Origin of the sequence: Microtetraspora fusca (assembly GCF_001570365.1) — a bacterium.
Lineage (GTDB): Bacteria > Actinomycetota > Actinomycetes > Streptosporangiales > Streptosporangiaceae > Microtetraspora > Microtetraspora fusca.
The window spans coordinates 1-22,562 of record NZ_BBYK01000098.1; the positions used below are offsets into that span (position 1 = coordinate 1).

The following is a 22,562-nucleotide window of genomic DNA, read 5'->3' on the forward strand; positions in this document are numbered from 1 at the left end:
GACCATGGCCGTCGTTGACGAGCCGCCATCGGAGGAGATGCGCGGCCTGTACCCCTTCCTCTACCCCGACCAGGACCACCTGCGGTCCGTCCTCGCCGAGGCCCAGCGCTCCACCGAGGCCAAGGCCGCCGAGATCGTACGGCTCCGCCGCCACATCGCCGAACTCGACGGCGACCGCCTCATCTCCTGCGCCCAGGAGATGGCCACCCGCTTCGCCTCCGGAGGACGCCTGTTCACCTTCGGCAACGGCGGAAGCAGCACCGACGCCCAGGAGGTCGCCACCGCCTTCCTCCACCCCGACCCACCCGGACGCCCGCTGCCCGCCCTCGCCCTCACCAGCGACGTCGCCGTCGTCACCGCCCTGTCCAACGACGTCGGCTTCGACGTCGTCTTCGCCCGCCAGCTCGCCGCGCTCGCCCGCCCCGGCGACATCGCCCTCGGCCTGTCCACCAGCGGCGGCTCCGCCAACGTGATCCACGCCTTCCGCGAAGCCGCCCGCCTCGGCCTGCTCACCGTCGGCCTGGCCGGCGACCGCGGCGGCACGCTCGCCGAACTCGGCCTGCTCGACCACCTCTTCGTCGTGCCCTCGCCGTCCGTGCACCGCATCCAGGAAGCGCAGACCACCCTCTACCACGTGCTCCGGGAACTCACCCAGCACGCCCTCGGCGCCTCCCTGCCCGCGTGACCCGGCGCACCCGGCCGGCCGGGCTGATCAAAATGCCCTGACCGGAAATTTCCCGATCACAGCACCACCGCCCCCACCGACCGGGAATGACTACGCAGCGTAACCATTCGAAACTCCCGGAACGGGGTGACCACCGTGCACGAAATCGGGATCGCCGAAGCGATCCTCGACGCCGTCGAGAAGCGCGCCGCCGGCCGGCCCGTCAAGCACGCCCGCGTCCGCGCCGGCGCCCTCCTGCGCATCAGCGAACCCGCCATCAACCAGGCCTTCGCCATGGTGTCGGCGGGATCACCCGCCGAAGGCGCCCGCCTCGAACTCGTCATCGTCCCGGCCCGGCACATCTGCCGCACCTGCCGCCACACCACCACATCCGACGACGCCTTCGCCTCCTGCGGCGGCTGCGGCGGCATCGACATCGTCACCGAAGGCGGCGACGAACTCATCCTCGAATCCATCCAGACCACGGAGGCCGCACATGTGCCTGGGCATCCCCGGGGAGATAGCGGAGATCCTGCCCGACCATCCTGACCTCGCCATGGTCGACATCAGCGGCGTCCGGCGCGCCATCAACATCGGCCTCCTCGACCGCGAGGACCTCGCCCCCGGCGACTGGGTCCTCATCCACGTCGGCTTCGCCCTCTCCAAGATCGACGAAGAGGAGGCCGCCGCCGCCCTCGACTTCCTCAGGAGCATCGGCGACCCGTACGAGGACGAGATCGCCGCCCTCCGCGAATCCACCATCGAACAGGGGTGACACCCGATGCGCTTCGTCGACGAATACCGCGACGCCGGGCAGGCCCGCGCCCTGTCCGCCCAGATGGCCGCGCTCTGCCGCCCAGGCCACACCTACAAGTTCATGGAGGTCTGCGGCGGCCACACCCACACCATCTACAAGCACGGCCTGGAGGACTACCTCCCCGAGGCCGTCACCCTCATCCACGGCCCCGGCTGCCCCGTCTGCGTCATCCCCATGGGACGCCTCGACGACGCCATCCACATCGCCGAGCAGCCCGGCGTCATCATGACCTCCTTCGGCGACATGATGCGCGTCCCCGGAGGCCGCGGCTCCTTCCTCGACGCCAAAGCACGCGGCGCCGACATCCGCATGGTCTACTCACCCCTCGACGCCCTCAAGATCGCCAGGCAGAACCCCGGCAGACGCGTCGTCTTCATGGCCATCGGCTTCGAGACCACCGCACCCTCCACCGCCATGACCGTCCTGCGCGCCGAAGCGGAGGGGATCCACAACTTCTCCGTCTTCTGCAACCACGTCACGATCATCCCGGCGATCAAAGCCATCCTCGACTCACCCGACCTGCACCTCGACGGCTTCATCGGCCCCGGCCACGTCTCCGCCGTCATCGGCTGCCGCCCCTACGAGTTCATCGCCCACACCTACGGCAAACCCCTCGTCGTCACCGGCTTCGAACCCCTCGACGTGCTGCGCTCCGTCTACCAGATCCTCACCCAGCTCGCCCACGGCCGCAGCCAGGTCGAGAACCAGTACGCCCGCGTCGTCCCCTGGAACGGCAACCCCAAGGCGCTCAACGCCATCAGCCGCGTCATGGAACTCCGCCCCTACTTCGAATGGCGCGGCCTCGGATCCATCTCCCACTCCGCACTCAAGATGACCGAGAAATACGCCGCCTACGACGCCGAACGCATCTTCCACATCCCCGGCGTACGCGTCGCCGACCCCAAGGCCTGCCAGTGCGGCGAAGTCCTCAAAGGCGTGCTCAAACCCTGGGAGTGCAAGGTCTTCGGCACCGCCTGCACCCCCGAGACCCCCATCGGCACCTGCATGGTCTCCTCCGAGGGCGCCTGCGCCGCCTACTACAACTTCGGCCGCTTCTCCCGCCAGCGCGTCAAGGAGGCGACCAGCCCGTGACCACCGAACCGAGCGAGGAGACCACGGCCGCCTGGGCCGAGACCGCCGTACGCGAAGCCGGCCACCTCCACCGCCCCACCCGCGAAGACCAGGTCCTCGAACGCATCGAACGCGCCCGCCGCGGCAAAGCACGCATCAGAGAGGAACTCATCACCCTCGCCCACGGCGCCGGAGGCAAGGCCACCCACACCCTCATCGAGGCCGTCTTCCTCGAGGCGTTCCGCAACCCCCTCCTGGAACCCCTCGCCGACGGCGCCGTCACCGACGACCTCGCCATCACCACCGACTCCTACGTCGTCAAACCCCTCTTCTTCCCGGGTGGCGACATCGGCGACCTGGCCGTCAACGGCACCGTCAACGACCTCGCCATGTGCGGCGCCACCCCCCGCCACCTCACCGCCTCCTTCATCCTCGAAGAAGGCCTGCCCATCGCCGACCTGCGCCGCATCACGGCGTCCATGGCAGCCGCCGCCCACGCCGCCGGCGTCCACATCGTCACCGGCGACACCAAGGTCGTCGAGAACGGCAAAGCCGACGGCTGCTACATCACCACCGCCGGAATCGGCGCCCTCGACCGCGGCGCCACCCTCAGCGCCGCCTCCGTCACCCCCGGCGACGCCGTCATCGTCTCCGGCCCCATCGGCGACCACGGCATGACGATCATGCTCGCCCGGGGCGAACTCGACCTGGAAGCCCATCTCACCTCCGACACCGCCCCCCTCCACGACCTCACCGGCCGCCTCCTCGCCGCCTGCGGCGACGCCGTACGCTGCCTGCGCGACGCCACCCGCGGGGGAGTGGCCACCGTACTCAACGAGATCGCCGCCGCCTCCCGCACCTGCGTCGTCCTCGACGAGAACGCCGTCCCCGTCCGCCCCCAGGTACGCGGAGCCTGCGAACTCCTCGGCATCGACCCCCTCTACGTCGCCTGCGAAGGCCGCATGGTCGCCGTCGTCGCCCCCCACCGCGCCGACGCCGCCCTCGACGCCCTGCGCTCCCACCCGCTCGGCGCCGACGCCGCCCTCATCGGCCGCGCCGGCGACGACCCGCCCGGCCTGGTCCTGCTCAAGACCTGCTTCGGCGGCACCCGCATCGTCGACCTCCTCGTCGGCGACCCGCTTCCACGCATCTGCTGACCACGCCCCGACCGGGACGGGACCGCAGGAAAGAGACCGCACCATGAGCACCCCGCGCATGCGCGCCGCCTACGTGACCGAACTCGGCCCCGCCGAACGCATCCGCGTCGGCGACCTGCCCCTGCCCGAACCCGGCCCCACCGACGTGCTCGTCCACGTCGACGCCGTCGCCGCCAACCACGTCGACACCTTCGTCCGATCCGGCCTCTACCGCACCCCCACCCCCTTCCCGTTCGTCATCGGACGCGACCTCACCGGCACCGTCGCCAGGACCGGACCCGGCGTCACCGGCTTCGCATCAGGCGACCGCGTCTGGTGCAACAGCCTCGGCCACGGCGGCCGCCAGGGCTCCTTCTCCACCCACGCCGTCGTCCCCGCCGACCGGCTCTACCCGCTGCCACCCGGCGTCGACCCCGTCACAGCGGTCGCCGCCCTCCACCCCGCCGCCACCGCCTTCCTCGGCCTCTTCCGCGAAGCCCGCGTCCGCCCCGGCGAAACCGTCGTCATCGGCGGGGGAGCGGGCGCCGTCGGCTCCTGCGCCGTCACCATGGCCGCCCGCGCCGGAGCCCACGTCATCGCCACCGCCCGCCCCGCCGACGCCCCCTACTGCCACGACCTCGGCGCCGCCGAGGTGTTCGACTACCGCGACCCCCACCTGCTCACCCACCTCGGCAAGGCCGCACCCGACGGCGTCCACGTCCACTGGGACACCTCCGGACACCACGACATCCCCGGCGTGACCCCGCTCCTCGCCCGCGGCGGCCGCGTCCTGCTCACCGCCGGCGTCACCGCCCGCGCCGAGCTCCCCGTCGGCTCCCTCTACACCAGGGACGCCCGGCTGCTCGGCTTCGCCATCTCCAACGCGAGCGCCGCCGACCTCGCCGACGCCGCAGCGCTGGTCAACCACCTGCTGGCCTCCGGAACCCTGCGCGTGCGGATCGGCGACATCCTCCCCCTGGACCAGGCCGCCGAGGCCCACCGCATGCTGGAGGACGGCCAGACCACCGGCCGCGTCGTCCTCCGCCCGTAACCCGGCGCCCCGACCTGCGAACTCCATTCCATATCACCCAGTTATGGAAATTTGTAAGGTGTTCCCCTCATCCATTCCGTGTCAGCTTTGGTCCAGTCAAGGCACCCCGGACCGGGCCGCGCAGCCGGCTCACGCGCCGACCGCCACCCACACCCACCGGCGTACAGCCGAACGCGGCACCCCGGACCGGGCCGCCTCACCCCCGACACCGAGAAGGCCACTGATGGACACCGAGAACACGCCCGCCGAGCCGGAACGCAAGGGCATCACCCGCAAGACCCTGCTCAAGGCCGCACTGGTCGCCCCGCTCCCGCTGCTGGTCGGACAGTTCCCCGCACTGGCCCGCGAGGCACGGGCGACGGGGGAGCCGCTGACCCCGACGCCGTACTGCTCCGACCACGACGACCCGACGGTCCCGCAGATCGAAGGCCCGTACTTCAAGCCCAACTCGCCGCTGCGCACCAACCTGGCCGGCCCCGGCACGCCCGGCGTCCCCCTCACCTTCACCGGCTACGTCTTCGGCCTCTCCTGCCAGCCCCTCGCCAACGTGCTGCTGGACTTCTGGCAGGCCGACACCAACGGCGCCTACGACAACTACGGCTTCACCTTCCGCGGCCACCAGTTCACCAATGCCCAGGGCGCCTTCACGCTCACCACGATCGTCCCCGGCCTCTACCCCGGCCGTACCCGCCACATCCACGTGAAGGTCCAGGCGCCCAACCGCCCGATCCTCACCACGCAGCTCTACTTCCCGGGCGAACCCCGCAACAGCACCGACACGATCTACGACCCGCGCCTGCTCATGAACGTCCGCAATGCCGGAACCGGCAAGGAGGCCACGTTCGACTTCGTGCTCAACGTGCCCGGCGGCGGCGGGCCCAGCCCCTCGCCGAGCGCGTCGCCCACCGCCTCCCCGAGCACGCCCCCCGGCGGCACCTGGAGCGCCGGCACCACCTACCAGCCCGGAGCCACCGTCACCTACGGCGGCTCCACCTACCGCTGCCTCCAGGGACACACCGCACAGGTCGGCTGGGAGCCCCCGAACGTCCCCGCACTGTGGCAGCGGGTCTGACGCACGCCCACTGCCACACCCGCCCAGCCGCCGGCCGCGGACACCGGCGGCTGGGCACCCTCCCGCCGACCCCTGCCGCCTCCGGCGGTCATGCCGCTCTGGCCGTCATGCCGCTCTGGTGGTCAGACCGCCCGCCCTCCGGCCGGCCACGCCGTACGAGCCGGCCCGCGCACCAGGACCACCAGCCCCGGCAACGGGAACAGCAGCAGGAACAGGTTCGGCAGCCACCAGGCGAGTGCGAAGTCCCCGCGCAGCGCCCAGAACGCCACCGCCTGAAGCCCGGCCGTGCTGGTCAGAGTCAGCGACACCGTCATCAACGACCGCCACGCGGCCGTACGGCACAGCGTCGCCAGCCCGGTCACGCTCGCCGCCACGTCCAGCACCACGAACGACGCGTTCCAGTCACTCAAGATCGGATTGGCGTAGTCCTTGTAGGCCAGCTCCGGCGGGATCAGGCCGGCGACCACCACCGCCCAGTACACGAGCAACCCCACGTCGGCGACCAGCATCGCGACCTTCGTCGCCCGCAGCACGCGGCCCACCGGCGCGCCACTCCCCGCCGCCGACGAGGCACTCACGCGCCCTCCCCGGCCATCGCGGCCAGCCGTGCGCGTACCTGAACGTGCAGGTCATCACGAGGAGGCGCCAGGTCGAGCAGCCGCGCCATCCACCAGCCGTCCACGGCGAGCCGCACCAGAGTGGCCGTCACCGGATCGAGCCCGTCGTCCGCGATCCTGCGCTGCCACCTCTCGTAACACCCCCGCAGGACGCCGAGCACCTCCGGACCGCCGGACAACGCCGCGAGCAGCGCCACCGATACCTGATCACCGTGCTCCCGGGCCGACACGTCGGCCTCCGGAATGCTCGCGTCCAGCCACGCTCGTGTGAACGCCCCCGGCGGCGACCCCGGCGGCGGCAACGTGGCCTCGAACCGCTCCACCAGCCGCTCCAGCACCCCCTCGACCAGCGCCTGCTTCGACCTGAAGTGATGCAGCAGGCCGCCCTTGCTGACCTCGGCCCGGGCCGCCACCGCGTCCAACCGGATCGCGTCCGCCCCTCCTGAGACCAGCATCCGCTCCGCGGCGTCGAGAATCCGATCCCGCATCCGTCTCCCTCCCGACCGTCTAGACGGTCGGGAGCCTAGCCGCGTCGCTCGACCGCCGTCCACCGCAACGATCGAGGGGGAGGGGCGGCGCCCTTGCGGTGGACCACACCGCGGTCGCGCGGCCGAGGTCATCGTCTCGGACGAGCAGGACGTGACGACGCGCATCTTGGAACTGACCGGCGGCAAGGGCGCCGAGTACGTCTTCGACGCCGTCGCCGGCCCGGGAGTCGTGGACCTGGCCCGCGCTGTGGCCGCCGACGGAACCCTGTTCCTGTGGGGCGCGCTCAGCGGCCGCCCGACCCCGTATCCAGGGTTCGACCTCGGCATGCCCGCCCTGAACATGCGCACGTACACCATGCTCGAGATCGCCACAAACCCGCAGCGGCTGCGCCGCGGCGCGGCGTTCGTCGCCTCGGGCCTGCGTGGCGGAGCCTTCCGCCCCGTGGTGGACCGCGTGTTCCCCCTGGAACAGATCGTCCAGGCACACCAGCACATGGAGTCCAACACCCAGTTCGGCAAAATCGTGGTCACCACAGGTCGCTGACATCAGCGCGGGCCCCTCCTCAGCGGGCGCCCGCGCGACCCCCTCGGCCTCGATGACCACGGTGGACCCGCGCCAGGCGGCGACAAGGTTGAACCGGACCGCCGTCTCCACCGGCGGCCCAGGGCAGCGGGGCAGCGGGGGAGCGGCACTCCGGCGCACGGCGACCTGACCGAAAACCGATTGCCGCGATCGAGAGAGGCGGCCGAGGATGGCCGCGATGGCCAGAACCAGAATGCACGCCGACGAGATCCACACCGACGTCGACCTCGTCCGCCGCCTGATCGCCGACCAGTTCCCGCAGTGGGCCGACCTCGCGATCGAACCGGTCACCTCCTACGGCACCGACCACGACATCTACCGGCTCGGCGACCACCTGTCCGTACGGCTGCCGCGCATCGGATGGGCCACCGGCCAGGCGGCCAAAGAAGCGCGGTGGCTGCCCACGCTCGCACCACACCTGCCGCTCGCGGTCCCCGTACAGGTGGCGGCAGGGCAACCGGCCGAGGACTACCCCTTCACCTGGTCCATCTACGAGTGGCTGCCCGGCCAGAACGCCAACGGCACGATCCGCGACCTCGACCAGGCCGCGGCCGATCTCGCCGCGTTCATCAAAGCACTGCGCCGAGTGGACACCGCCGGCGCCCACCCGCGCCCACCGCACGCCCGCGGGGGACCGCTCGCCGAACACGACGAGGGCGTACGCCGGTCCATCGCCCAGCTCGGCGACCGCATCGACGGCGCCGCGGCCCTGCGATCGTGGCAGGAGTCCCTCGAGGCCCCGACATGGGACCAGCCGCAGGTATGGGTCCACGGCGACCTGCTGCCCGGCAACCTCCTCGTCACCGACGGCCGCCTGTCGGCCGTCATCGACTTCGGCGGCCTCAACGTCGGCGACCCCGCCTGCGACCTCCAACCCGCCTGGAACGTGTTCGCGGGGGAGAACCGCCGACGCTTCCGCGACGAAGTCGGCGCCGACGACGCGTCATGGCTGCGCGGCCGCGGCTGGGCACTCCTCCAGGCCGTCATCGCACTCCCGTACTACTGGGACACCAACCCCGGGATAGTCCGCCAGACCACGCACGCCCTCACACAGGTCCTCGCCGACGGCTCCCACTGAGCCACCCGCGCCCCTCCGAAGCACACGACCGCCGCCGGTCCACGCCGACGACTTGACGGCCGAACCCGCCGTGACCGGAATCGCCCCGCCCCAGAGCCCGGCGGAGCCGGCTCTAGCCACCCAAGACCCTTCCGAGGAAGCCGCGCATGTAGTCCGCGATCACGTCCAGATGGCTCTCCAGTGCGAAGTGACCGGCGTCGAGCAGGTGCACCTCGGCCTCCGGCAGATCCCGCAGAAAGGCCCTCGCTCCCGCAGGACCGAAGATGCCGTCGTTGGCGCCCCAGACCGCCAGCAGCGGCACCTGACTGGCCCTGAAGTACTCGTGGACCCTGGGGTAGAGAGCGACGTTGGCCGGGTAGTCGCGGAAGAGCGCGAGCTGGATGTCCGCGTTGCCGGGCCGGTCCAGCAGCATCTGGTCGTGGGTCCAGGCGTCCGGGCTGATCAGGGACGGGTCGGCCACGCCGTTCTCGTACTGCCAGCGGGTGCTGTCCAGGCTCAGCGCGGCCCGCACCGGCCGCTCGGTTTCCGGGCCCGGATCGGCGGCGTAGGCGAACAGGCCACCCCAGAAAGCGTCGACGAAGCCGTCGGCGTAGGCGTTTCCGTTCTGGGTGACGATCGCGGTGACACGCCCAGGTGAGCTCATGGCCAGCCGCCACCCGATCGGGGCGCCGTAGTCCTGCACGTACATCGCGTACTCATGGACCCCACACTGAGCGAGCAGCGCGGTCGTCACCTCGGTCAAAGAGTCGAAGGTGTACGGGAAGTCCTCAACGGACGGGGCCGAGGAGTAGCCGAAGCCGATGTGATCGGGTGCGATCACGTGGTACCGGTCGGCGAGGGCGGGAATCAGGTGCCGGAACATGTGCGAGCTGCTGGGGAAGCCGTGCAGCAGCACGATCGTCGGCGCGTCCTTGGGGCCTGCCTCACGGTAGAACACCCTCAGCCCGTCGACGTCCCCGGTCAGATGGTGGACGGCAATCATGGTCACCTCCCGCTCGTCGGGTCGTGACTCCAGTCAACGGCGCGGGAGAGCCCGGCGACATCGCCTGGATGGGTGACATCGCCGCGTAGACATCGACATCGGCCTGCTGGACTTGTCTCGGGTCCGTTGACGGCTGAGGCGAAAGCCTGATCACCCCGCCCCCGATCGGCCCGAGACAAGTCGAGCAGGCCAGGGCCACGGGGACAAGGCCGTTCCTTGTCCCCGTGGCCCTGGCCGCTTCCACTTCGGGCGGGACGACCGCAGACGGGACGCCCAGGCCGAGGCGCGCGTCTCTTACACCCCGCACTCATTTGCTCTCGGCCCATGCTCTCGGCCCATGCGAACGATCGTCGCCACGTCGACCGGCAGCGAAGGGCCCGCTTCGCTTCGTGCACTACGCCAACGACTTGACGGCCGAGCCCGCCGCGGCCCGCTCCCGCGTGACGCGACGGCGCCGCGTCGGCAGGCCGAACGTCGGGTTGGCGACGCCCCACGCGGCGCCCTTGCAGACCACCTCCTTGTAGACGGCGGCCGGCCGTCCGGTCAGGACCGCTCCCACGGCGCGATCGTCGGCGGTGACGTACTGGATCAAACCCTCCTTGCGACCCAGCGAGATGCACTGGTTGAAGTAGCGGAGCGGCGTGTTCGGGAGCTTCCCGCCGGTCAGGCGCGCCGCGATCGCACCGGCGGCCTGCCACGCGGTCGGAATTCCCGAGGCGCACGACATCCGCAGCGGCTTGTCCCCGGGGCCCATCACCATGGCCGCGTCGCCGACGGCGTACACGTCCGGGTGCGAGACCGAGCGCATGGTCTCGTCGACCACGATCTGACCGGTGCCGGTGACCTCCAGTGCGGACGCCTTCGCGATCGGGTGCACCGCGAAACCGGTGGTCCACACGGTGACCGCGGCCGGGATGGACGTGCCGTCGGCGGTGACAACACTGTCGGCCTCGACGCCGGTGACGGCGGCGTGCTCGTGCACGGTGATCCCGAGCTTGCCGACGACCTTGCGCAGGTGCTCGCGGCCCTTCGGCGAGAGCCAGTCGCCGAGGCCCCCGCCGGCGGCGAGGGCGACGTCGAGATCCGGGCGGGCCTCGGCGATCTCGGTCGCGGCCTCCAGGCCGGTGAGGCCGCCGCCGACGACGACCACGGTCTGCCCCGCGTCAAGGCGGGCCAGGCGCTCGCGCAGCCGGAGCGCCCCGGGGCGGCCGGCGATCTCATAGGCGTGCTCGGCGACCCCAGGGACACCTTCGGCGTTCCAGCCGCTGCCAAGGGCGTAGACGAGCGTGTCGTAGGGGAGTTCCTCGGCACCCTTCGCGTCGACGACGGCGACGGTCTTGCCGTCGACGTCGACACCGGTGACCTTCGCCAGCCTCAGTTCGACGCCGGTGCCCGCGAACATCTCGCTGAACGGCCGGGGGCTGAGGTCCTGGCCGGTCGCCAGCTGGTGCATGCGGACGCGTTCGACGAAGTCGGGCTCGGCGTTGACAAGGGTGATCGCGACGTCCTCGCGGCGGAGCCGCTTGGCGAGGCGACCGGCGACGATGGCTCCGGTGTATCCGGCTCCGAGGACGATGATGCGGTGCCGCATTTCCTTGCTCCTATCGTGCGCGGGTTTGCCCCTTGAACCGGGCGGCCCGCCGTTTCCTGACAGGAACGCGGTGTGAAGCGCGTCACATAGGGCTCACCAGGCGTCGAGCGGGGGCTCCCCGTGGCCGGCGGCCGCCCACTGCGCGGTCGCGCGTTCGAGCTTGTCGGGGTTGACCTGGTTGCGGAACCCGGTGAGATGGCCCTCGGCGGTGACCTCCAGGCACATGACGCCGACGACCCGGCCGCCGACGACGGCCACGACCGCGGGGTCGCCGTTGGCGATCCAGGCGTAGACCTCCGGCGAGCCGCCGACCATGGCTCGTTTGGCCTCGCTGGGCTTGAACAGGCCCCGCAGGAACTTCGCGACCGCGACGGCGCCCTCGAACGCCTTGAAGCGCGCCGGGACCTTCCCGCCGCCGTCACCGATCGCGATGGCGTCCTCGGTGAGCAGGCGCACGAGCGGCTCGGTCTTACCGCTGGTGGCGGCCGCCAGGAACTCCTCGACGATCCGCCGGGCGGCCGCCTCGTCGACCTCGGTGCGGACCTTGCCGTCCGCGACGTGCTTCTTGGCACGGTGGAAGATCTGCTGGCTGGCGGCCTCGGTGATGTCGAGGATCTCGGCGATCTCCCGGTGCGGGCAGTCGAAGGCCTCCCGCAGCACGTACACCGCCCGCTCGTTGGGGGAGAGGCGCTCCATGAGGGTGAGGACCGCGTACGAGACCGATTCCCGCTGCTCGGCGGTGTCGGCCGGGCCGAGCATCGGGTCCCCGGCGAGCAGCGGCTCGGGAAGCCACTGGCCCACATAGGTCTCGCGGCGCGCCCGCGCGGAGGTGAGCTGGTTGAGGCACAGGTTGGTGAGGACCTTCGTCAGCCACGCCTCGGGAACCTCGACGCGATCGACGTCGGCGGCCTGCCAGCGCAGGAACGTCTCCTGCACGGCGTCCTCGGCCTCCGCGGCGGAGCCGAGGAGGCGGTAGGCGATGGCCTCCAGGCGCGGCCTGGAGGCCTCGAACCGTTCGACGTCGTCCGCGGTCAAGTGCATGGCCCCGATGCTAGACGAGTGAGTCCAATGTGATCAGTGGTCACAGGCGATCGGCGATCGGGTGATCGGAGCCCCGGTCTTGTTGTTGTGCCAGATCGCGGAGGCCATGGCGAGGATGCGTTGGGCAGGGAGCGCTGACCTCCTCTCATCTGCACTATTTGACATAATGTTCATTATCGAGCAACAAGGGGAGGGTTCCTCAGAGCCCGCGAGAGCCGTACGATCACGGCGTGTTCGGATTGGGAATCCCTGAGATGGTCATCATCCTCGTCGTGGTCGTCGTGCTGGTGACCGTCATCGTGCTGGCGGCCCGCGCGGGAGCCCGGCCCAGCACGCAGCTCGCGTGGCGCACGCCGGGGCTCATGCCGCCGATCTCGTCCGACCTCCAGGAACGCGTTCGCGAGCTGTGCGCCGAGGGCAAGAAGATCCACGCGATCAAGGCGGTCAGAGAAGGAACCGGGCTCGGCCTCAAGGAGGCCAAGGACATCGTGGACGCCCTGGACGCCGGACGTCCCGTCCCCGTCGTCGATCCGTCCGCCCCGAGGGGCGACCTCGCCTCGCGGGTGCGTGAGCTGAAGGCCGCCGGGCGCGCCGAGCAGGCCGTCTTCCTCGTACGCGGCGAGACCGGCATGACGCAGGCCGAGGCCGAGATCTTCGTCAACGCCCTCTGAGCCCCCTCGGAACTGTCCGAAAAATCACCATAAGAACGGCCACCTGTCGCCAGGGCTGCGCACACTGCGGAGTTCCGCCGTCACGACCACCGGCCGCCCGGGTCCGCCATCGAGCGCCGAGCACGGCACTGCCGTAGAACCCGACCTGGCAGGCCACCCAAGAGCCCGGCCGGGGTCCGGAGCGTGATCGATCCACCCAGCCCCCATGGATCCTGAACGTGCGCCCCGTCCAGGAAGGGCCACACATCTCCGGCCATGGCCGGGACAGCGAGAGGAGCTGGGCTCCCCTCTCGACGACCGCCCTGTAGCCGGAACGCGAAAGGCGCCAAGAACGACAAAAGTGACAACAAACGCTATACCAGACAGAAGGTGAATTCTGTCTGGTATAGAACGAGTTGCGTAAGTTGTCGCAAAGGTCCGCCTTATATCCCTGGGTCCCTGTTCCGTCTCAATTGATGTGACACACAGATGTTCGTCCACCTCGGGTGTGCAGTTCTATTGAGACAGCAGAGGAGCGCGGAGTCTCAAACAACTGACACAACTGTGACTTGGCGCTTCAGTTGGCGGATGTGCGCTCAGCCATGACAAACGGGCTGTATGTCTGCGCAACCCATGACGGGTGGGCCAAAATGGCCCGCATGTCTACTATGCCGGAGAAGCATGTTGAGGCCGCATCTTCGTCGCGATTCAACGACTACGACAGGATCGCCGAGGGGTACACGGCCGAGAACGAGACCAGTCTTCTCAACGCGTACTACGAGCGGCCCGCGATGCTGGAGCTCGCCGGGGATGTGACCGGAAGGCGCATCCTCGACGCCGGCTGCGGCTCGGGTCCGCTGTTCTCCGCGTTGCGCGATCGAGGCGCCATCGTGACCGGCGTCGACGCGAGCGCCGGGATGCTGGAGATGGCCCGACGGCGGCTGGGCGCCGACGCAGATCTGCGGGTCGTTGACCTGGCCAGCCCACTGCCCTTCCCCGACGACGCGTTTGACGACGTCATCGCGTCCCTGGTGCTGCACTACCTGGAAGACTGGGGACCGACACTGGCCGAGCTGCGACGCGTGCTGAGGCCTGGTGGCAGACTCCTCGTCTCGGTCGAGCATCCTTTCATGAGCACCCTCATGCAGCACATGGCCGGGGAAAAGCCCACGTACTTCGAGACCCGTAACCGGACCCAAGAATGGACCATGGGCGGCCAGACCGCCCAGATGAGCTTCTGGGACCGGCCGCTGCACGCGATGACCGAAGCCTTCACCGCGGCCGGCTTTCGCATCAGCGTCATCAGCGAACCGCCGTTTGTGCCGGAAGCCCGCGATGTGTTCCCCGAGGAGCTCCGCGAGATCGAGCTCACCCGCACGAGGTTCCTGAGTTTCTTGTTCTTCGTTCTCGAAGCCGGCTAACGGCGCCTCGTCACGATCGGCTGTGGTGACTGAGCGTTTCAGCGGGCGATTCCCGCCAACTGAAGCGCTCAGTCACAGTTGTGTCAGTTGTTTGAGACTCCGCGCTCCTCTGCTGTCTCAATAGAACTGACACACCCGAGGTGGACGAACATCTGTGTGTCACATCAATTGAGCCGGAGCATCTGGTCCAGTCTCACTGAACCTGCTCCATGTCTCACACACTCGGTCCAGAACGCATCTTTGTCTCACTTCATCTGGCCGCCGCCCGGGTCTGTCCGATCAACTGGACAGACCCCCGCACCCCGGAGGCGTTATTGGGGTCCCGGTAGCGGCCTCCCGCAGGCCGGCGGCACACGGTTCTCTGACCGCGGCAGCCCTGCCCCGCCGCCGGTGAACGGTCGGCATGTCCGTCGGTGCGCCCCGTGAATGCGAGACAGCTCCGGCCGTGCCCCCGAGCAGGTTCAGCTCTTCCGAGCCTCAATGAGGAAGCGCTGCGAGTAGGCCACGAAGGGGCCGTGACGCTCCATGAAGTCATGCAGCTGTGCCAGACGGTCGCGGTACGCCTCGACGGTGAAGCCCGGGACGATCCAGATCACCTTGCGGAGGAAGTGGACCACCGCCGCGATGTCGTAGAACTCCATTCGGAGTGCTTCCTGACGCACGTCGACGACCTCCAGGCCCGCCGCCTCCGCGCTGAAGGTCGCCTCCAGCGGGGTCGCGCCGGCCGTGGTCGCCAGCGGGCCCAAAGACGGGTGGACCGAAGCTTCCTGAGCTTCCTGCTCCCCCATCATGAACTCGGTCAGCTCGCGCACCGAGCCCGAGCCCACCTGCTGCGAGAGATACGTGCCGTTCGGACGCAGAACGCGGCGGACCTCGTCCCAGCGGGTGATCACCGGGTGGCGGCTGACCACCAGGTCGAAGTGGTCCGACGGGAACGGCAGGTCGGCCTCGTCGTCAACCTCGACGACCGTGGCATCGAACTTGGCCAGGTTGCGCCGGGCGATCTCCATGTTGGGCTGCCACGATTCCGTCGCCACCAAGACCGGTGGGGCGGCCGGGACCGAGGCCAGCACCTCTCCCCCGCCGGTCTGGATGTCGAGCGCCGCCCCGGCCTTCGCCATCCGGCCCGCGAGCAGCTTCGCGTAACCCCAGGACGGGCGTTCTTCCATCGCACGGCCGGCGAACCAGGAGAAGTCCCACCCCTCGGTGGGGACGGATTCGCCTTCAGCGACAAGATCTTCAAATCGGGACACCTCGCGATCATGGCAGACGCCGCAGACCCCCGCACCGCGATTACGGCGCCAGGTGGCGTACCGACGCCCCGCCCGCGATTTCCAACTCGGCGACCAGGTAGCAGGGCGCGCCACCGCGTACGGCCGCCAGGTCACGGCCGACCACGTACCGGCGCAGCCCCGGCAGCCGGCGCGCGAGCGGGATGTGGACCTCGCGGTAGTGACGGTCGAACGCCTCAGGGGCGGCCGGTGTCTCATACAGGGCGAGGAAACGGACGGTCATCGTGCCACCCTCCCGTACCGGGTGAGGACGGCGGCGCCCACCCGCTCGGCCGACAGGCACTCGAGGTAGGCGGGTGACCCGCCGGAGGGGAAGAGCCGCTCGCCGCCGCCGAGGATCGTGGGGAACGTCAGCAGCCGGTATTCGTCGATCAGGTCCCCCGCCATCAGCGTGCGCACGACGCTCAGGTTCCCCGTGATGATCACGTCACGCGGCTCGCGCTTGACGGCGTGGACGAGGTCGCCGTCGATGACCGTGGAGTTCGCCCATGCCGAGGCGTCGGTCAGCGTACGGGAGGCGACCAGCTTCGGCACGGCGTTCATCCGCGCGGCGAACGGGTCGTCGCGTCCCGGCCACAGCCGCGAGAACAGCTGCCAGGTGCTGCGCCCCAGCGCCATGACGCCGTCGTCCAGCGTGCGTCCGAGCCGGAACTTGTCCCCGGCGACCGTCTCGGGGCCGTGACGGAACGCCCAGCCGCCGGTCGATGTGCCCGCGGATCCGTCCGGGTCGGACACGATCCCGTCCAGGGTGATGAACTCAATGACGATGACGCTCACGATGAGGGTCCCTAAGATCGATTTGTCTGGAGTGAGTCGCTCCGGATGCCCAGGGCGACGGGGTGTGGCTGATGAGTGTCTGCCGTGGTTGTGGCTAGGAAGGAATAGCCGCCTCGTCACCCGGGACGCCTTGGCCGCTGATTGAGATCTGATGCGGAGCGTCGCTGCTTAGGGACCTGACGGCGGGGTTGTCCACGGGCTTGACCAGCGAGAACAGGAGGGCGAGCCGGATGTCGGCGACGGATGTGTGGGTCGGCGTCGACGCGGGCAAGAGCAGCCACCACGCGGTGGCGATCGACGCCGGCGGCAAGAAACTGTGGACGGCCAAGGTCACCAACGGCCAGCAGCAGATCGAAGAGCTGATCAACCGGGCCGCCAAAACCGTGGCGAAGACCGGCGGGCAGGTGCGTTGGGCGGTGGACCTGGTCAGCCCGGCCGCGTCCCTGCTGCTGACCCTCCTGCTGACCACCGGGCAGAAGGTCGTCTACGTGCCCGGCCGCGTGGTCAACGGCATGGCCGGCGTCTTCCGCGGCGAAGGCAAGACCGACGCCAAGGACGCCCGCATCATCGCCGACACCGCACGCATGCGCGGCGACCTGACCGAACTGTCGCCCACCGACGAGCTGGTGGTCGAGCTGACCCGGCTGACCGCCTACCGGGCCGATGTGATGGCCGATTGGGTGCGCGGGGTCAACCGGCTGCGCGACCTGCTGAGCGGTATCTTCCCGGCGCTGGAGCGCAGCTTCGACTTCTCCACCCGGTCGGCGTTGATCCTGGTGAGCGGCTACTGCACTCCTGCGGAGGCTTTCGGTCGATGCTCACCCGTACGTACCGGCGGCATCGGCCCGAATCATCGCCTCTGGTCGAACTCGTCGGAAGAAATCCGCTGCGGCAGGTCGAATGCCTCGAACACGGCCGGATCGGCGAACACGACGTTGCGTGCGACGCGCCCGCCGGTGATGGTGAGAACCTGCAGCGTGTGCAGGCGATGCCCGCCGCCAGGCTCCGGTGCGTAGGCTGCGAGCGCGGGCTGCCCGTTGGCGGTCAGGCGCCGGACGCTCCAGCCCGTCCCGCGCATGTCGAACACGCGGCGCATGAACAGGCCGTAGTCGTGGCTGCCCCGGTACCACAGCGGGACCGGCGGCATCTCCAGGACCGCGTCGTCTGTGAGGAGCCGCACGAGCGCGGGGACGTCGGCCGCCTCGAACGCCCGCACGTACCGGCCGATCGCCGCGCGCACCTTCGGGTCGTCCGGCTCGGTGACCTCATCGGCCTCGCTCGCTTCCGCGAGGGCGGCGCGGGCCCGCTGCAGGGCGCTGTTGACGGCCGGGACCGTGGTGCCGAGCTGGGCGGCCACCTCGGCGGCGCTGAACTCCAATACCTCACGGAGCACGAGTACCGCCCGCTGCCGCGGCGGCAAAATCTGCATCGCCGCCACCAGCGCGAGCCGCATGTCGGCCCGCGTCCCGGTGTCGAAGCGCGCATCGGGAAACGGCTGGAGCCAGGGAACATCGAAGGCCGGAGTTAGCGGTGCCCCGGGGTCGTCGCTGGGCGCCCCCAACCCTGACGGCAACGGCCGTCGCGCTCGCCCTTCCAGCGCGGTCAGACAGACGTTCGTCGCGATCCGGTACAGCCAGGTCCGTGTGGACGCGCGCGTGGGGTCGTACCGGTCCCGGGCCTTCCAGGCCCGGGACATGGTCTCCTGCACCAGGTCCTCGGCCTCGTGGAACGAGCCGACCATCCGATAGCAGTACGCCACCAGCTCACCGCGGTAAGGCTCGAGATCCACGGGCCCATCATGGCGTACACGGCGTTCCGCACGGCCGGCGAGGTGCTGCCCTCCCCCGCCACGCCCGCGATGACTGCGGTCGATGCCACGAGGTGGACGCCGGCTTCTGGTGTTGCGTCAGGCAACGTTCCCCCCCTTCGGCCTCCGCGCTCGGTCCACTGCCGGCGCGGGTGGGGTTGGCGGTTGAGGGGCCCGAACTCGTCCAGGCGGAAGACGACGTCGAACGGTCTGGATCGGACGCGCCGGCCGGGGGCGACTTCCGGCCGCCGCGCAAAGCACTGCGATCTCGTGTCAGCTCAGATGCCGGATGAAGAACCTCAGCGAGTTGTCCACTTCAAACGACGGCACATCCCCGTGTTTGCCGGGGTTGGCATGCAGCGTCTTCTGAGCCGAGCCCAGGGCGTCGAACAAGGCCAGGCTCTGGTCCCGCGGTACCATCTGGTCGTCCCACTGGACCAGGAACTGCACCGGCACGGTGATCCGCGCGGCGTCTTCGGCCAGCCCGTGCACGCCGAGCAGGCCCACCACCGCGGCGCGGATCCGGGGCTCTGCGGCGATGAGCGGGATGCCGAGCCCGCAGCCCATCGACATGCCGCCGTAGCCCACCGGGCCGGCACCGACCTGGTCGAGGCGCTGGACCGCGGTGAGGACCGCCTGCCAGTCCGCGACGGCCTGACCGGCGAGATAGCTGTGCATGCCGGCGACCAGCGCGCCCGGATTCTCACCGGCGGCGATGCCGGCCCGCATCTCGGCCGCGATCCGGCCGAACTCCTCGTCCCTGGGTCGGTCGCCGTGGTTGGGCGCGTCGATCGCGACGACCGCGAAACCCTCGGCAGCGTAGCGGCGCGCGCGGGACACGATGCCGGGGGCCGTCTTGTGCTGCCCGCCGCCGTGCCCCAGCAGGATCAGGGGACGAGGAGCGCTGGCGTCTTCCGGCGTCCACAGCACGCCGGGGATCTCGTCGAGGGTGAAGAACTGCTCGGTGACGCCGTCCGACGACGTCTGGGAGGTGAAGCGCATCAGCGTTTCAGGCCTTTCGGGATGCCTTGCGCGGGCGCTCCCTTAGGCCATGCAAAGGAGGGAGCCCCGACCTGTCGCAGCGTTGATCGGTCTCACCTCCTTGAGTTCGCAGTGGTGCACGGCGACGCCGAAGGTATCACAAAGATCACAACTCGCGCCTTTTGGGGGCAAGCGTTGTCCGGCACCAGATCGTAGAGGGGCGCTGGAACCGCCGCGCTGGACGGGCCGCGAAGCTCGCCGGTTCTGTCAGGGCCGCATCGGCGGGGCCACTCCTGCTGCCGTGACCCGATCTCTGCCGATTTCATTGCGTAGTTGACTGATTACAGGGTATTAGTTGGCGCGGCACATCATCGCGATAGCTGCGGCGTGGGTGCCCATTGCGCGCTTTTGTGTATTCGGCGTACGACGGGAGCGGTCATGTCCTCCTCCTTGTGGCGGGCGGTGTGAGAGGGCTGCCGCGCCATGTGGCGTGCGTCATGGACGGGAACGGCCGATGGGCCGCACAGCGGTCGCTCCCCCGCACCGCGGGACACCAGGCGGCCGAGGCCGCCGTGATCGACGTCATCGAGGCGGCCCACACGGCCGGCGTCGAGTGGCTGAGCCTGTACGCCTTCTCCACCGAGAACTGGCGGCGCCCGGCCGCCGAGATCGACGTCCTGCTGCGGCTGGTGCGGCGCGCCATACGGAAGCATGCTCTCTCGCTGCACGCGCGCGGGGTCCGATGCCGTTTCCTGGGGGTCGCCGACCCCCGGATCCCGCCGCCGCTGGCCCGAGACATCGCCGACCTGATGGCGCTCACCCGCGACAACCGGCGGATGACGTTGACGGTGGCGTTCGATCATGGCGGACGCCGTGACATCGTCGAGGCCGCCCGGTCGCTGATCCGCGACGGCGTGCCGCCCGAGCAGGTCACCGAGGAGAGTTTCGCCCGCCATCTCCCCCACCCGGACATGCCGGAGGTGGACCTGGTCATCCGCACCTCGGGAGAACAGCGGATCTCCAACTTCATGCTCTGGCAGGTGGCTTACGCCGAATGGGTCTTCCCTGAGGTGCTGTGGCCGGACTTCCGCGCCGAGCACTTTTGGGAATGCCTGGACGTCTACCGGCGGCGGGACCGCCGGTTCGGCGGTGTGCAGGTACCGACCGCGACAGGAAAGGGAGCTTGATGAGCAACGTCGCACCCGCGGACATCGATGACGGCATCGCGTCCGCTGCCTCCGCCGACCCGCTCGGCCCCGGATCGATGCTCTACGACCTGAGCCACCAGGTGCGCTGGGGGCTGGTGGCGACCCGGGCCATCGTGTTGGAGGCCGCGCACCCGCAGATCGACGCCGCGCTGATCACCAACTCGACCTTCGTCGCGCACCCCTGGCGGCGGCTGCGCAACACCGTGCTCAGCACACAGCGGATGGTCAACCCCGACGAGCGGGTGCGACGGCGGGAGGCGGCCCGGCTGAATCGCCTGCACGCGCGCATCACCGGCACCGACGCCGAGGGCCGCCCGTTCAACGCGGCGGATCCCGAGGTGCGCGCGTGGGTGGTGGCGACGATGTTCGAGTCCACGGTCACGATGTGCCGGCTGAGCGGCGAGTCGCTCGACGGCCCCGCCCTGGACCGGCTGTACTCCGAGTTCCTGGCGCTCCTCGCCCTGATGGAGCCGGACGGCGGGAAGCTTCCGCCGACGCTGCGGGAGTTCTGGCCCTACTACGAATTCATGATCGAGGAGCGGCTGGAGAACACCGAAACCGTCCACATCATCCTCGACCGCCTGTTCGCGCAGGTGCCCGCTCCTCCCCTGCTGCGCGACCGTCCGGCCGCGTGGGCGGCGGGCAGGGCGCTCGCCGGTCCGGTGGCCACCGCGATCACCGTGGCGTCACTACCGGAGCCGCTTCGGGCGCGGTTGGGGCTTCCCGAGTTGCCCGGCGCACGCACGTTGATTCACACCGCGTACCTGTCCACGCGGCTCGCGACGCGGCTGCTGCCGGAGGCGTGGACGCGGCTGGACACGGTCATGACCATGCTCGACCCGAAGTACGCTCCTGCGCCGGACGGTGACCCGCTGGCAGGGTTGCGGCGCGGCGCGGCGAAGGCGGGGGCGCTGTTCCGCCTTCTCACGCCCTCCCCGATGACGCCGCCCGCCGACGAGTCGCGGCTGCGGTCCGCCTCGCGGTTCTTCTCGGAGGTCCTGGACCAGACCGGCAACGGTTACCTCGACTGGCCCGACGTCGCGGCGATGGCCCGGGAGATCGCCACCCGTCTCGACCTGGACGCCCAGGACGAGGATCGCCTGTTCACCGCCTTCGCGGACTGGTGGCGGGAGCTGCAGAAGGAGCTGGACACCGACGGCGACGGGCGCATCAGCGGCCAGGAGTACGCCGCGGCGACCGCCGCGATGACGAGCTCCGCCCTCATCAGGGTCGCCGAGGTGCTGTTCGACGTCACCGATGCGGACGGCGACCAGACCATCGACGCGCGGGAGTACCGGGCCCTCTTCCGCACCGCGTTCGATCACGACGCGGGCGACGCCGACGAGCGGCTGACCCGTGCCGAGTTCGTACGCCGGTTCCTGAACTTCATGGCCGGCCGCGGGCACTCGGACGCCTACGAGGGGTTGTTCGCCCAATCCTGACGGCGTCGCGCGCTGTGGCGAGACTTCTGCCCCGTCATGGCGGAACCGGCCTCTCCCGCACGGCGGCTCGCCCGTGCGGGAGGGGCCCGTGGTGGCGGCCAGTCGAAGATCGGCACGTCGCAACGCCGCTCCCCCGGCGGGCAGGGTCCTCACTCCTCTCCTGAGAACCGCTCCCAGGCCGACTGCCGGGTCATGCCGAGTGCGGCGCCGATCCTGGCCCAGGTGACGCCCCGATCGCGGAGTCGGTCCACCCAGACCTGCAGGCTCGCCTCGACCTGGGCGCTCACCGCGGCGATGCGCGGCAGGAGTTCGAGGATCTGTTCGTCGGACGTGCGGTCCGGCCAGGGGATCTCGGCGACGGGTTCCGGCTCGGCCGGGGCGGCGAGGACGGCGTTGCACAGTCCGACGCACTCGTTGCAGATGTACACGCCGGGGCCGGCGACCACCTTTTCGACGTCGGTTTTCGATTTGGCGCAGAACGAGCAGTGGATCTTCTCCTCGTTCAGGGATGGGGCGGCCATGGGTCCTCCGGGGTCGACGACTGTCAGGCATCTCCTGACAGCGCGATCTCGACCTTAAGCTGTCAGGCCACACCTGACAAGCCGTCGGCGGGACATCGTGGCGTCGGCGTTGGATCCGCGGCCACAGCGGGGGTTGCGGCATGCTTCGCGGGCCGGGGTTGCGTAGACGCCCCGGCCGCCTTCGGTGGTCGGCTCGCGTCAGCGACTGCTCAACCGGCCTCGGGGTCGGCGGGCGGTTCGGGGGTTGAGGAACATCGGAACGAAAACTGGCG

General features: G+C 70.0%; 24 protein-coding genes and 2 pseudogenes. 14 read left to right on the top strand and 12 right to left on the bottom strand.

All coding sequences use genetic code 11. The features are described from left to right. Positions 1-4: 4 nt before the first annotated feature. The 7 genes from AWQ68_RS39660 to AWQ68_RS44555 all read left to right on the top strand — a co-directional run bounded on the left by AWQ68_RS39660 (position 5) and on the right by AWQ68_RS44555 (position 5,811). Complete coding sequence (locus AWQ68_RS39660) at positions 5-685, top strand: D-sedoheptulose-7-phosphate isomerase (protein ID WP_066951756.1); 681 nt, start codon at positions 5-7, stop codon at positions 683-685. Between the two features lie 135 nt (positions 686-820). Then, entirely contained in the window at positions 821-1,213 is a 393-nt protein-coding gene (locus AWQ68_RS39665; protein ID WP_066951759.1) for a hydrogenase maturation nickel metallochaperone HypA/HybF, read from the top strand. A 7-nt stretch (positions 1,214-1,220) separates the two neighbouring features. Continuing rightward, positions 1,221-1,439 carry a HypC/HybG/HupF family hydrogenase formation chaperone gene (locus AWQ68_RS39670; RefSeq protein ID WP_245656577.1) on the top strand — a complete coding sequence of 73 codons (219 nt, stop codon included), beginning with the start codon at positions 1,221-1,223 and terminating at the stop codon, positions 1,437-1,439. Positions 1,440-1,445: 6 nt separating this feature from the next. Beyond that, positions 1,446-2,573 carry a hydrogenase formation protein HypD gene (gene hypD, locus AWQ68_RS39675; protein WP_066951722.1) on the top strand — a complete coding sequence of 376 codons (1,128 nt, stop codon included), beginning with the start codon at positions 1,446-1,448 and terminating at the stop codon, positions 2,571-2,573. Beyond that, the gene (hypE, locus tag AWQ68_RS39680) at positions 2,570-3,709 is read left to right on the top strand and encodes a hydrogenase expression/formation protein HypE (RefSeq protein ID WP_157546520.1); all 1,140 of its coding nucleotides are present in this window, start codon (positions 2,570-2,572) and stop codon (positions 3,707-3,709) included. The genes hypD and hypE overlap by 4 nt, the downstream gene beginning before the upstream one ends. Positions 3,710-3,752: 43 nt before the next feature. Next, a complete protein-coding gene (locus tag AWQ68_RS39685; protein WP_245656579.1) occupies positions 3,753-4,739 on the top strand; it encodes an NADPH:quinone reductase in 987 nt (328 codons plus the stop codon). A gap of 223 nt (positions 4,740-4,962) precedes the next feature. Further along, positions 4,963-5,811 carry a dioxygenase family protein gene (locus tag AWQ68_RS44555; RefSeq protein WP_066951725.1) on the top strand — a complete coding sequence of 283 codons (849 nt, stop codon included), beginning with the start codon at positions 4,963-4,965 and terminating at the stop codon, positions 5,809-5,811. Positions 5,812-5,933: 122 nt separating this feature from the next. On the opposite strand, the gene AWQ68_RS39695 is transcribed toward AWQ68_RS44555, so the two are convergent. Together AWQ68_RS39695 and AWQ68_RS39700 are read right to left on the bottom strand one after the other, a co-directional pair. Beyond that, complete coding sequence (locus AWQ68_RS39695) at positions 5,934-6,389, bottom strand: DUF5360 family protein (protein WP_218007251.1); 456 nt, start codon at positions 6,387-6,389, stop codon at positions 5,934-5,936. Further along, entirely contained in the window at positions 6,386-6,916 is a 531-nt protein-coding gene (locus tag AWQ68_RS39700) for a TetR/AcrR family transcriptional regulator (protein ID WP_066951727.1), read from the bottom strand. Before AWQ68_RS39700 ends, AWQ68_RS39695 begins: the two co-directional genes overlap by 4 nt. Between AWQ68_RS39700 and AWQ68_RS45875 the strand changes: the two genes are divergently transcribed. Together AWQ68_RS45875 and AWQ68_RS39710 are read left to right on the top strand one after the other, a co-directional pair. Further along, positions 6,816-7,460 (top strand): zinc-binding dehydrogenase, encoded by a 645-nt coding sequence (locus AWQ68_RS45875; RefSeq protein WP_281217874.1) that lies wholly within the window; start codon positions 6,816-6,818, stop codon positions 7,458-7,460. The genes AWQ68_RS39700 and AWQ68_RS45875 overlap by 101 nt on opposite strands. A gap of 217 nt (positions 7,461-7,677) precedes the next feature. Next, positions 7,678-8,577: an aminoglycoside phosphotransferase family protein gene (locus AWQ68_RS39710; RefSeq protein WP_066951730.1), complete on the top strand. Its 900-nt coding sequence runs from the start codon at positions 7,678-7,680 to the stop codon at positions 8,575-8,577. A 112-nt stretch (positions 8,578-8,689) separates the two neighbouring features. On the opposite strand, the gene AWQ68_RS39715 is transcribed toward AWQ68_RS39710, so the two are convergent. From AWQ68_RS39715 to AWQ68_RS46420, 4 genes and pseudogenes are all read right to left on the bottom strand, one after another. After that, a complete protein-coding gene (locus AWQ68_RS39715) occupies positions 8,690-9,559 on the bottom strand; it encodes an alpha/beta fold hydrolase (RefSeq protein WP_066951765.1) in 870 nt (289 codons plus the stop codon). A gap of 394 nt (positions 9,560-9,953) precedes the next feature. Next, positions 9,954-11,150, bottom strand: a complete 1,197-nt coding sequence (locus AWQ68_RS39720) for an NAD(P)/FAD-dependent oxidoreductase (RefSeq protein WP_066951732.1) — start codon at positions 11,148-11,150, stop codon at positions 9,954-9,956. 93 nt (positions 11,151-11,243) lie between these two features. Continuing rightward, entirely contained in the window at positions 11,244-12,191 is a 948-nt protein-coding gene (sigJ, locus tag AWQ68_RS39725) for an RNA polymerase sigma factor SigJ (protein WP_066951734.1), read from the bottom strand. Between the two features lie 33 nt (positions 12,192-12,224). Then, positions 12,225-12,317, bottom strand: a pseudogene (locus AWQ68_RS46420) (IS982 family transposase); the annotation flags it as partial. 104 nt (positions 12,318-12,421) lie between these two features. Here AWQ68_RS46420 and AWQ68_RS39730 point away from each other — a divergent pair. Both AWQ68_RS39730 and AWQ68_RS39735 read left to right on the top strand, forming a co-directional pair. After that, positions 12,422-12,862 carry a ribosomal protein L7/L12 gene (locus AWQ68_RS39730; protein WP_245656582.1) on the top strand — a complete coding sequence of 147 codons (441 nt, stop codon included), beginning with the start codon at positions 12,422-12,424 and terminating at the stop codon, positions 12,860-12,862. Between the two features lie 629 nt (positions 12,863-13,491). After that, complete coding sequence (locus tag AWQ68_RS39735; RefSeq protein ID WP_066951767.1) at positions 13,492-14,262, top strand: class I SAM-dependent methyltransferase; 771 nt, start codon at positions 13,492-13,494, stop codon at positions 14,260-14,262. Between the two features lie 461 nt (positions 14,263-14,723). Here the strand turns inward: AWQ68_RS39735 and AWQ68_RS39740 are convergent, their stop codons facing one another. Genes AWQ68_RS39740 through AWQ68_RS39750 form a run of 3 tightly spaced genes read right to left on the bottom strand, consistent with a single transcriptional unit; the run spans position 14,724 to position 16,331 of the window. Then, entirely contained in the window at positions 14,724-15,515 is a 792-nt protein-coding gene (locus AWQ68_RS39740) for a class I SAM-dependent methyltransferase (RefSeq protein ID WP_066951738.1), read from the bottom strand. A 40-nt stretch (positions 15,516-15,555) separates the two neighbouring features. Beyond that, positions 15,556-15,777 (bottom strand): EthD family reductase, encoded by a 222-nt coding sequence (locus AWQ68_RS39745; protein WP_066951739.1) that lies wholly within the window; start codon positions 15,775-15,777, stop codon positions 15,556-15,558. Then, positions 15,774-16,331 (bottom strand): dihydrofolate reductase family protein, encoded by a 558-nt coding sequence (locus AWQ68_RS39750; protein WP_066951741.1) that lies wholly within the window; start codon positions 16,329-16,331, stop codon positions 15,774-15,776. Before AWQ68_RS39750 ends, AWQ68_RS39745 begins: the two co-directional genes overlap by 4 nt. Before the next feature lie 230 nt (positions 16,332-16,561). On the opposite strand from AWQ68_RS39750, the pseudogene AWQ68_RS45540 reads away from it, so the two are divergent. Continuing rightward, positions 16,562-17,047, top strand: a pseudogene (locus tag AWQ68_RS45540) (IS110 family transposase); the annotation flags it as partial. A 134-nt stretch (positions 17,048-17,181) separates the two neighbouring features. Here AWQ68_RS45540 and AWQ68_RS39755 read toward each other — a convergent pair. Together AWQ68_RS39755 and AWQ68_RS39760 are read right to left on the bottom strand one after the other, a co-directional pair. Next, positions 17,182-18,120, bottom strand: a complete 939-nt coding sequence (locus AWQ68_RS39755; RefSeq protein WP_066951747.1) for a sigma-70 family RNA polymerase sigma factor — start codon at positions 18,118-18,120, stop codon at positions 17,182-17,184. Positions 18,121-18,411: 291 nt separating this feature from the next. Next, complete coding sequence (locus AWQ68_RS39760) at positions 18,412-19,140, bottom strand: dienelactone hydrolase family protein (protein ID WP_066951749.1); 729 nt, start codon at positions 19,138-19,140, stop codon at positions 18,412-18,414. A gap of 464 nt (positions 19,141-19,604) precedes the next feature. Between AWQ68_RS39760 and uppS the strand changes: the two genes are divergently transcribed. After that, positions 19,605-20,306, top strand: a complete 702-nt coding sequence (uppS, locus tag AWQ68_RS39765; RefSeq protein ID WP_066951751.1) for a polyprenyl diphosphate synthase — start codon at positions 19,605-19,607, stop codon at positions 20,304-20,306. Then, positions 20,306-21,769 carry an oxygenase MpaB family protein gene (locus tag AWQ68_RS39770; RefSeq protein ID WP_066951752.1) on the top strand — a complete coding sequence of 488 codons (1,464 nt, stop codon included), beginning with the start codon at positions 20,306-20,308 and terminating at the stop codon, positions 21,767-21,769. Before uppS ends, AWQ68_RS39770 begins: the two co-directional genes overlap by 1 nt. Positions 21,770-21,918: 149 nt before the next feature. Here AWQ68_RS39770 and AWQ68_RS39775 read toward each other — a convergent pair whose 3' ends face one another. Then, the gene (locus AWQ68_RS39775) at positions 21,919-22,290 is read right to left on the bottom strand and encodes a ClpX C4-type zinc finger protein (protein ID WP_066951754.1); all 372 of its coding nucleotides are present in this window, start codon (positions 22,288-22,290) and stop codon (positions 21,919-21,921) included. Positions 22,291-22,562: the final 272 nt, after the last annotated feature.

Excerpts from the sequence above, each read along its gene's own strand:
- AWQ68_RS39660 (WP_066951756.1), top strand. The coding sequence starts at position 5 with ATGGCCGTCGTTGACGAGCCGCCATCGGAGGAGATGCGCGGCCTGTAC.
- AWQ68_RS39670 (WP_245656577.1), top strand. The coding sequence starts at position 1,221 with ATGGTCGACATCAGCGGCGTCCGGCGCGCCATCAACATCGGCCTCCTC.
- hypD (WP_066951722.1), top strand. The coding sequence starts at position 1,446 with ATGCGCTTCGTCGACGAATACCGCGACGCCGGGCAGGCCCGCGCCCTG.
- AWQ68_RS39685 (WP_245656579.1), top strand. The coding sequence starts at position 3,753 with ATGAGCACCCCGCGCATGCGCGCCGCCTACGTGACCGAACTCGGCCCC.
- AWQ68_RS44555 (WP_066951725.1), top strand. The coding sequence starts at position 4,963 with ATGGACACCGAGAACACGCCCGCCGAGCCGGAACGCAAGGGCATCACC.
- AWQ68_RS39700 (WP_066951727.1), bottom strand. The coding sequence starts at position 6,916 with ATGCGGGATCGGATTCTCGACGCCGCGGAGCGGATGCTGGTCTCAGGA.
- AWQ68_RS39710 (WP_066951730.1), top strand. The coding sequence starts at position 7,678 with ATGGCCAGAACCAGAATGCACGCCGACGAGATCCACACCGACGTCGAC.
- AWQ68_RS39715 (WP_066951765.1), bottom strand. The coding sequence starts at position 9,559 with ATGATTGCCGTCCACCATCTGACCGGGGACGTCGACGGGCTGAGGGTG.
- AWQ68_RS39720 (WP_066951732.1), bottom strand. The coding sequence starts at position 11,150 with ATGCGGCACCGCATCATCGTCCTCGGAGCCGGATACACCGGAGCCATC.
- sigJ (WP_066951734.1), bottom strand. The coding sequence starts at position 12,191 with ATGCACTTGACCGCGGACGACGTCGAACGGTTCGAGGCCTCCAGGCCG.
- AWQ68_RS39735 (WP_066951767.1), top strand. The coding sequence starts at position 13,492 with ATGGCCCGCATGTCTACTATGCCGGAGAAGCATGTTGAGGCCGCATCT.
- AWQ68_RS39745 (WP_066951739.1), bottom strand. The coding sequence starts at position 15,777 with ATGACCGTCCGTTTCCTCGCCCTGTATGAGACACCGGCCGCCCCTGAG.
- AWQ68_RS39760 (WP_066951749.1), bottom strand. The coding sequence starts at position 19,140 with ATGCGCTTCACCTCCCAGACGTCGTCGGACGGCGTCACCGAGCAGTTC.
- AWQ68_RS39770 (WP_066951752.1), top strand. The coding sequence starts at position 20,306 with ATGAGCAACGTCGCACCCGCGGACATCGATGACGGCATCGCGTCCGCT.
- AWQ68_RS39775 (WP_066951754.1), bottom strand. The coding sequence starts at position 22,290 with ATGGCCGCCCCATCCCTGAACGAGGAGAAGATCCACTGCTCGTTCTGC.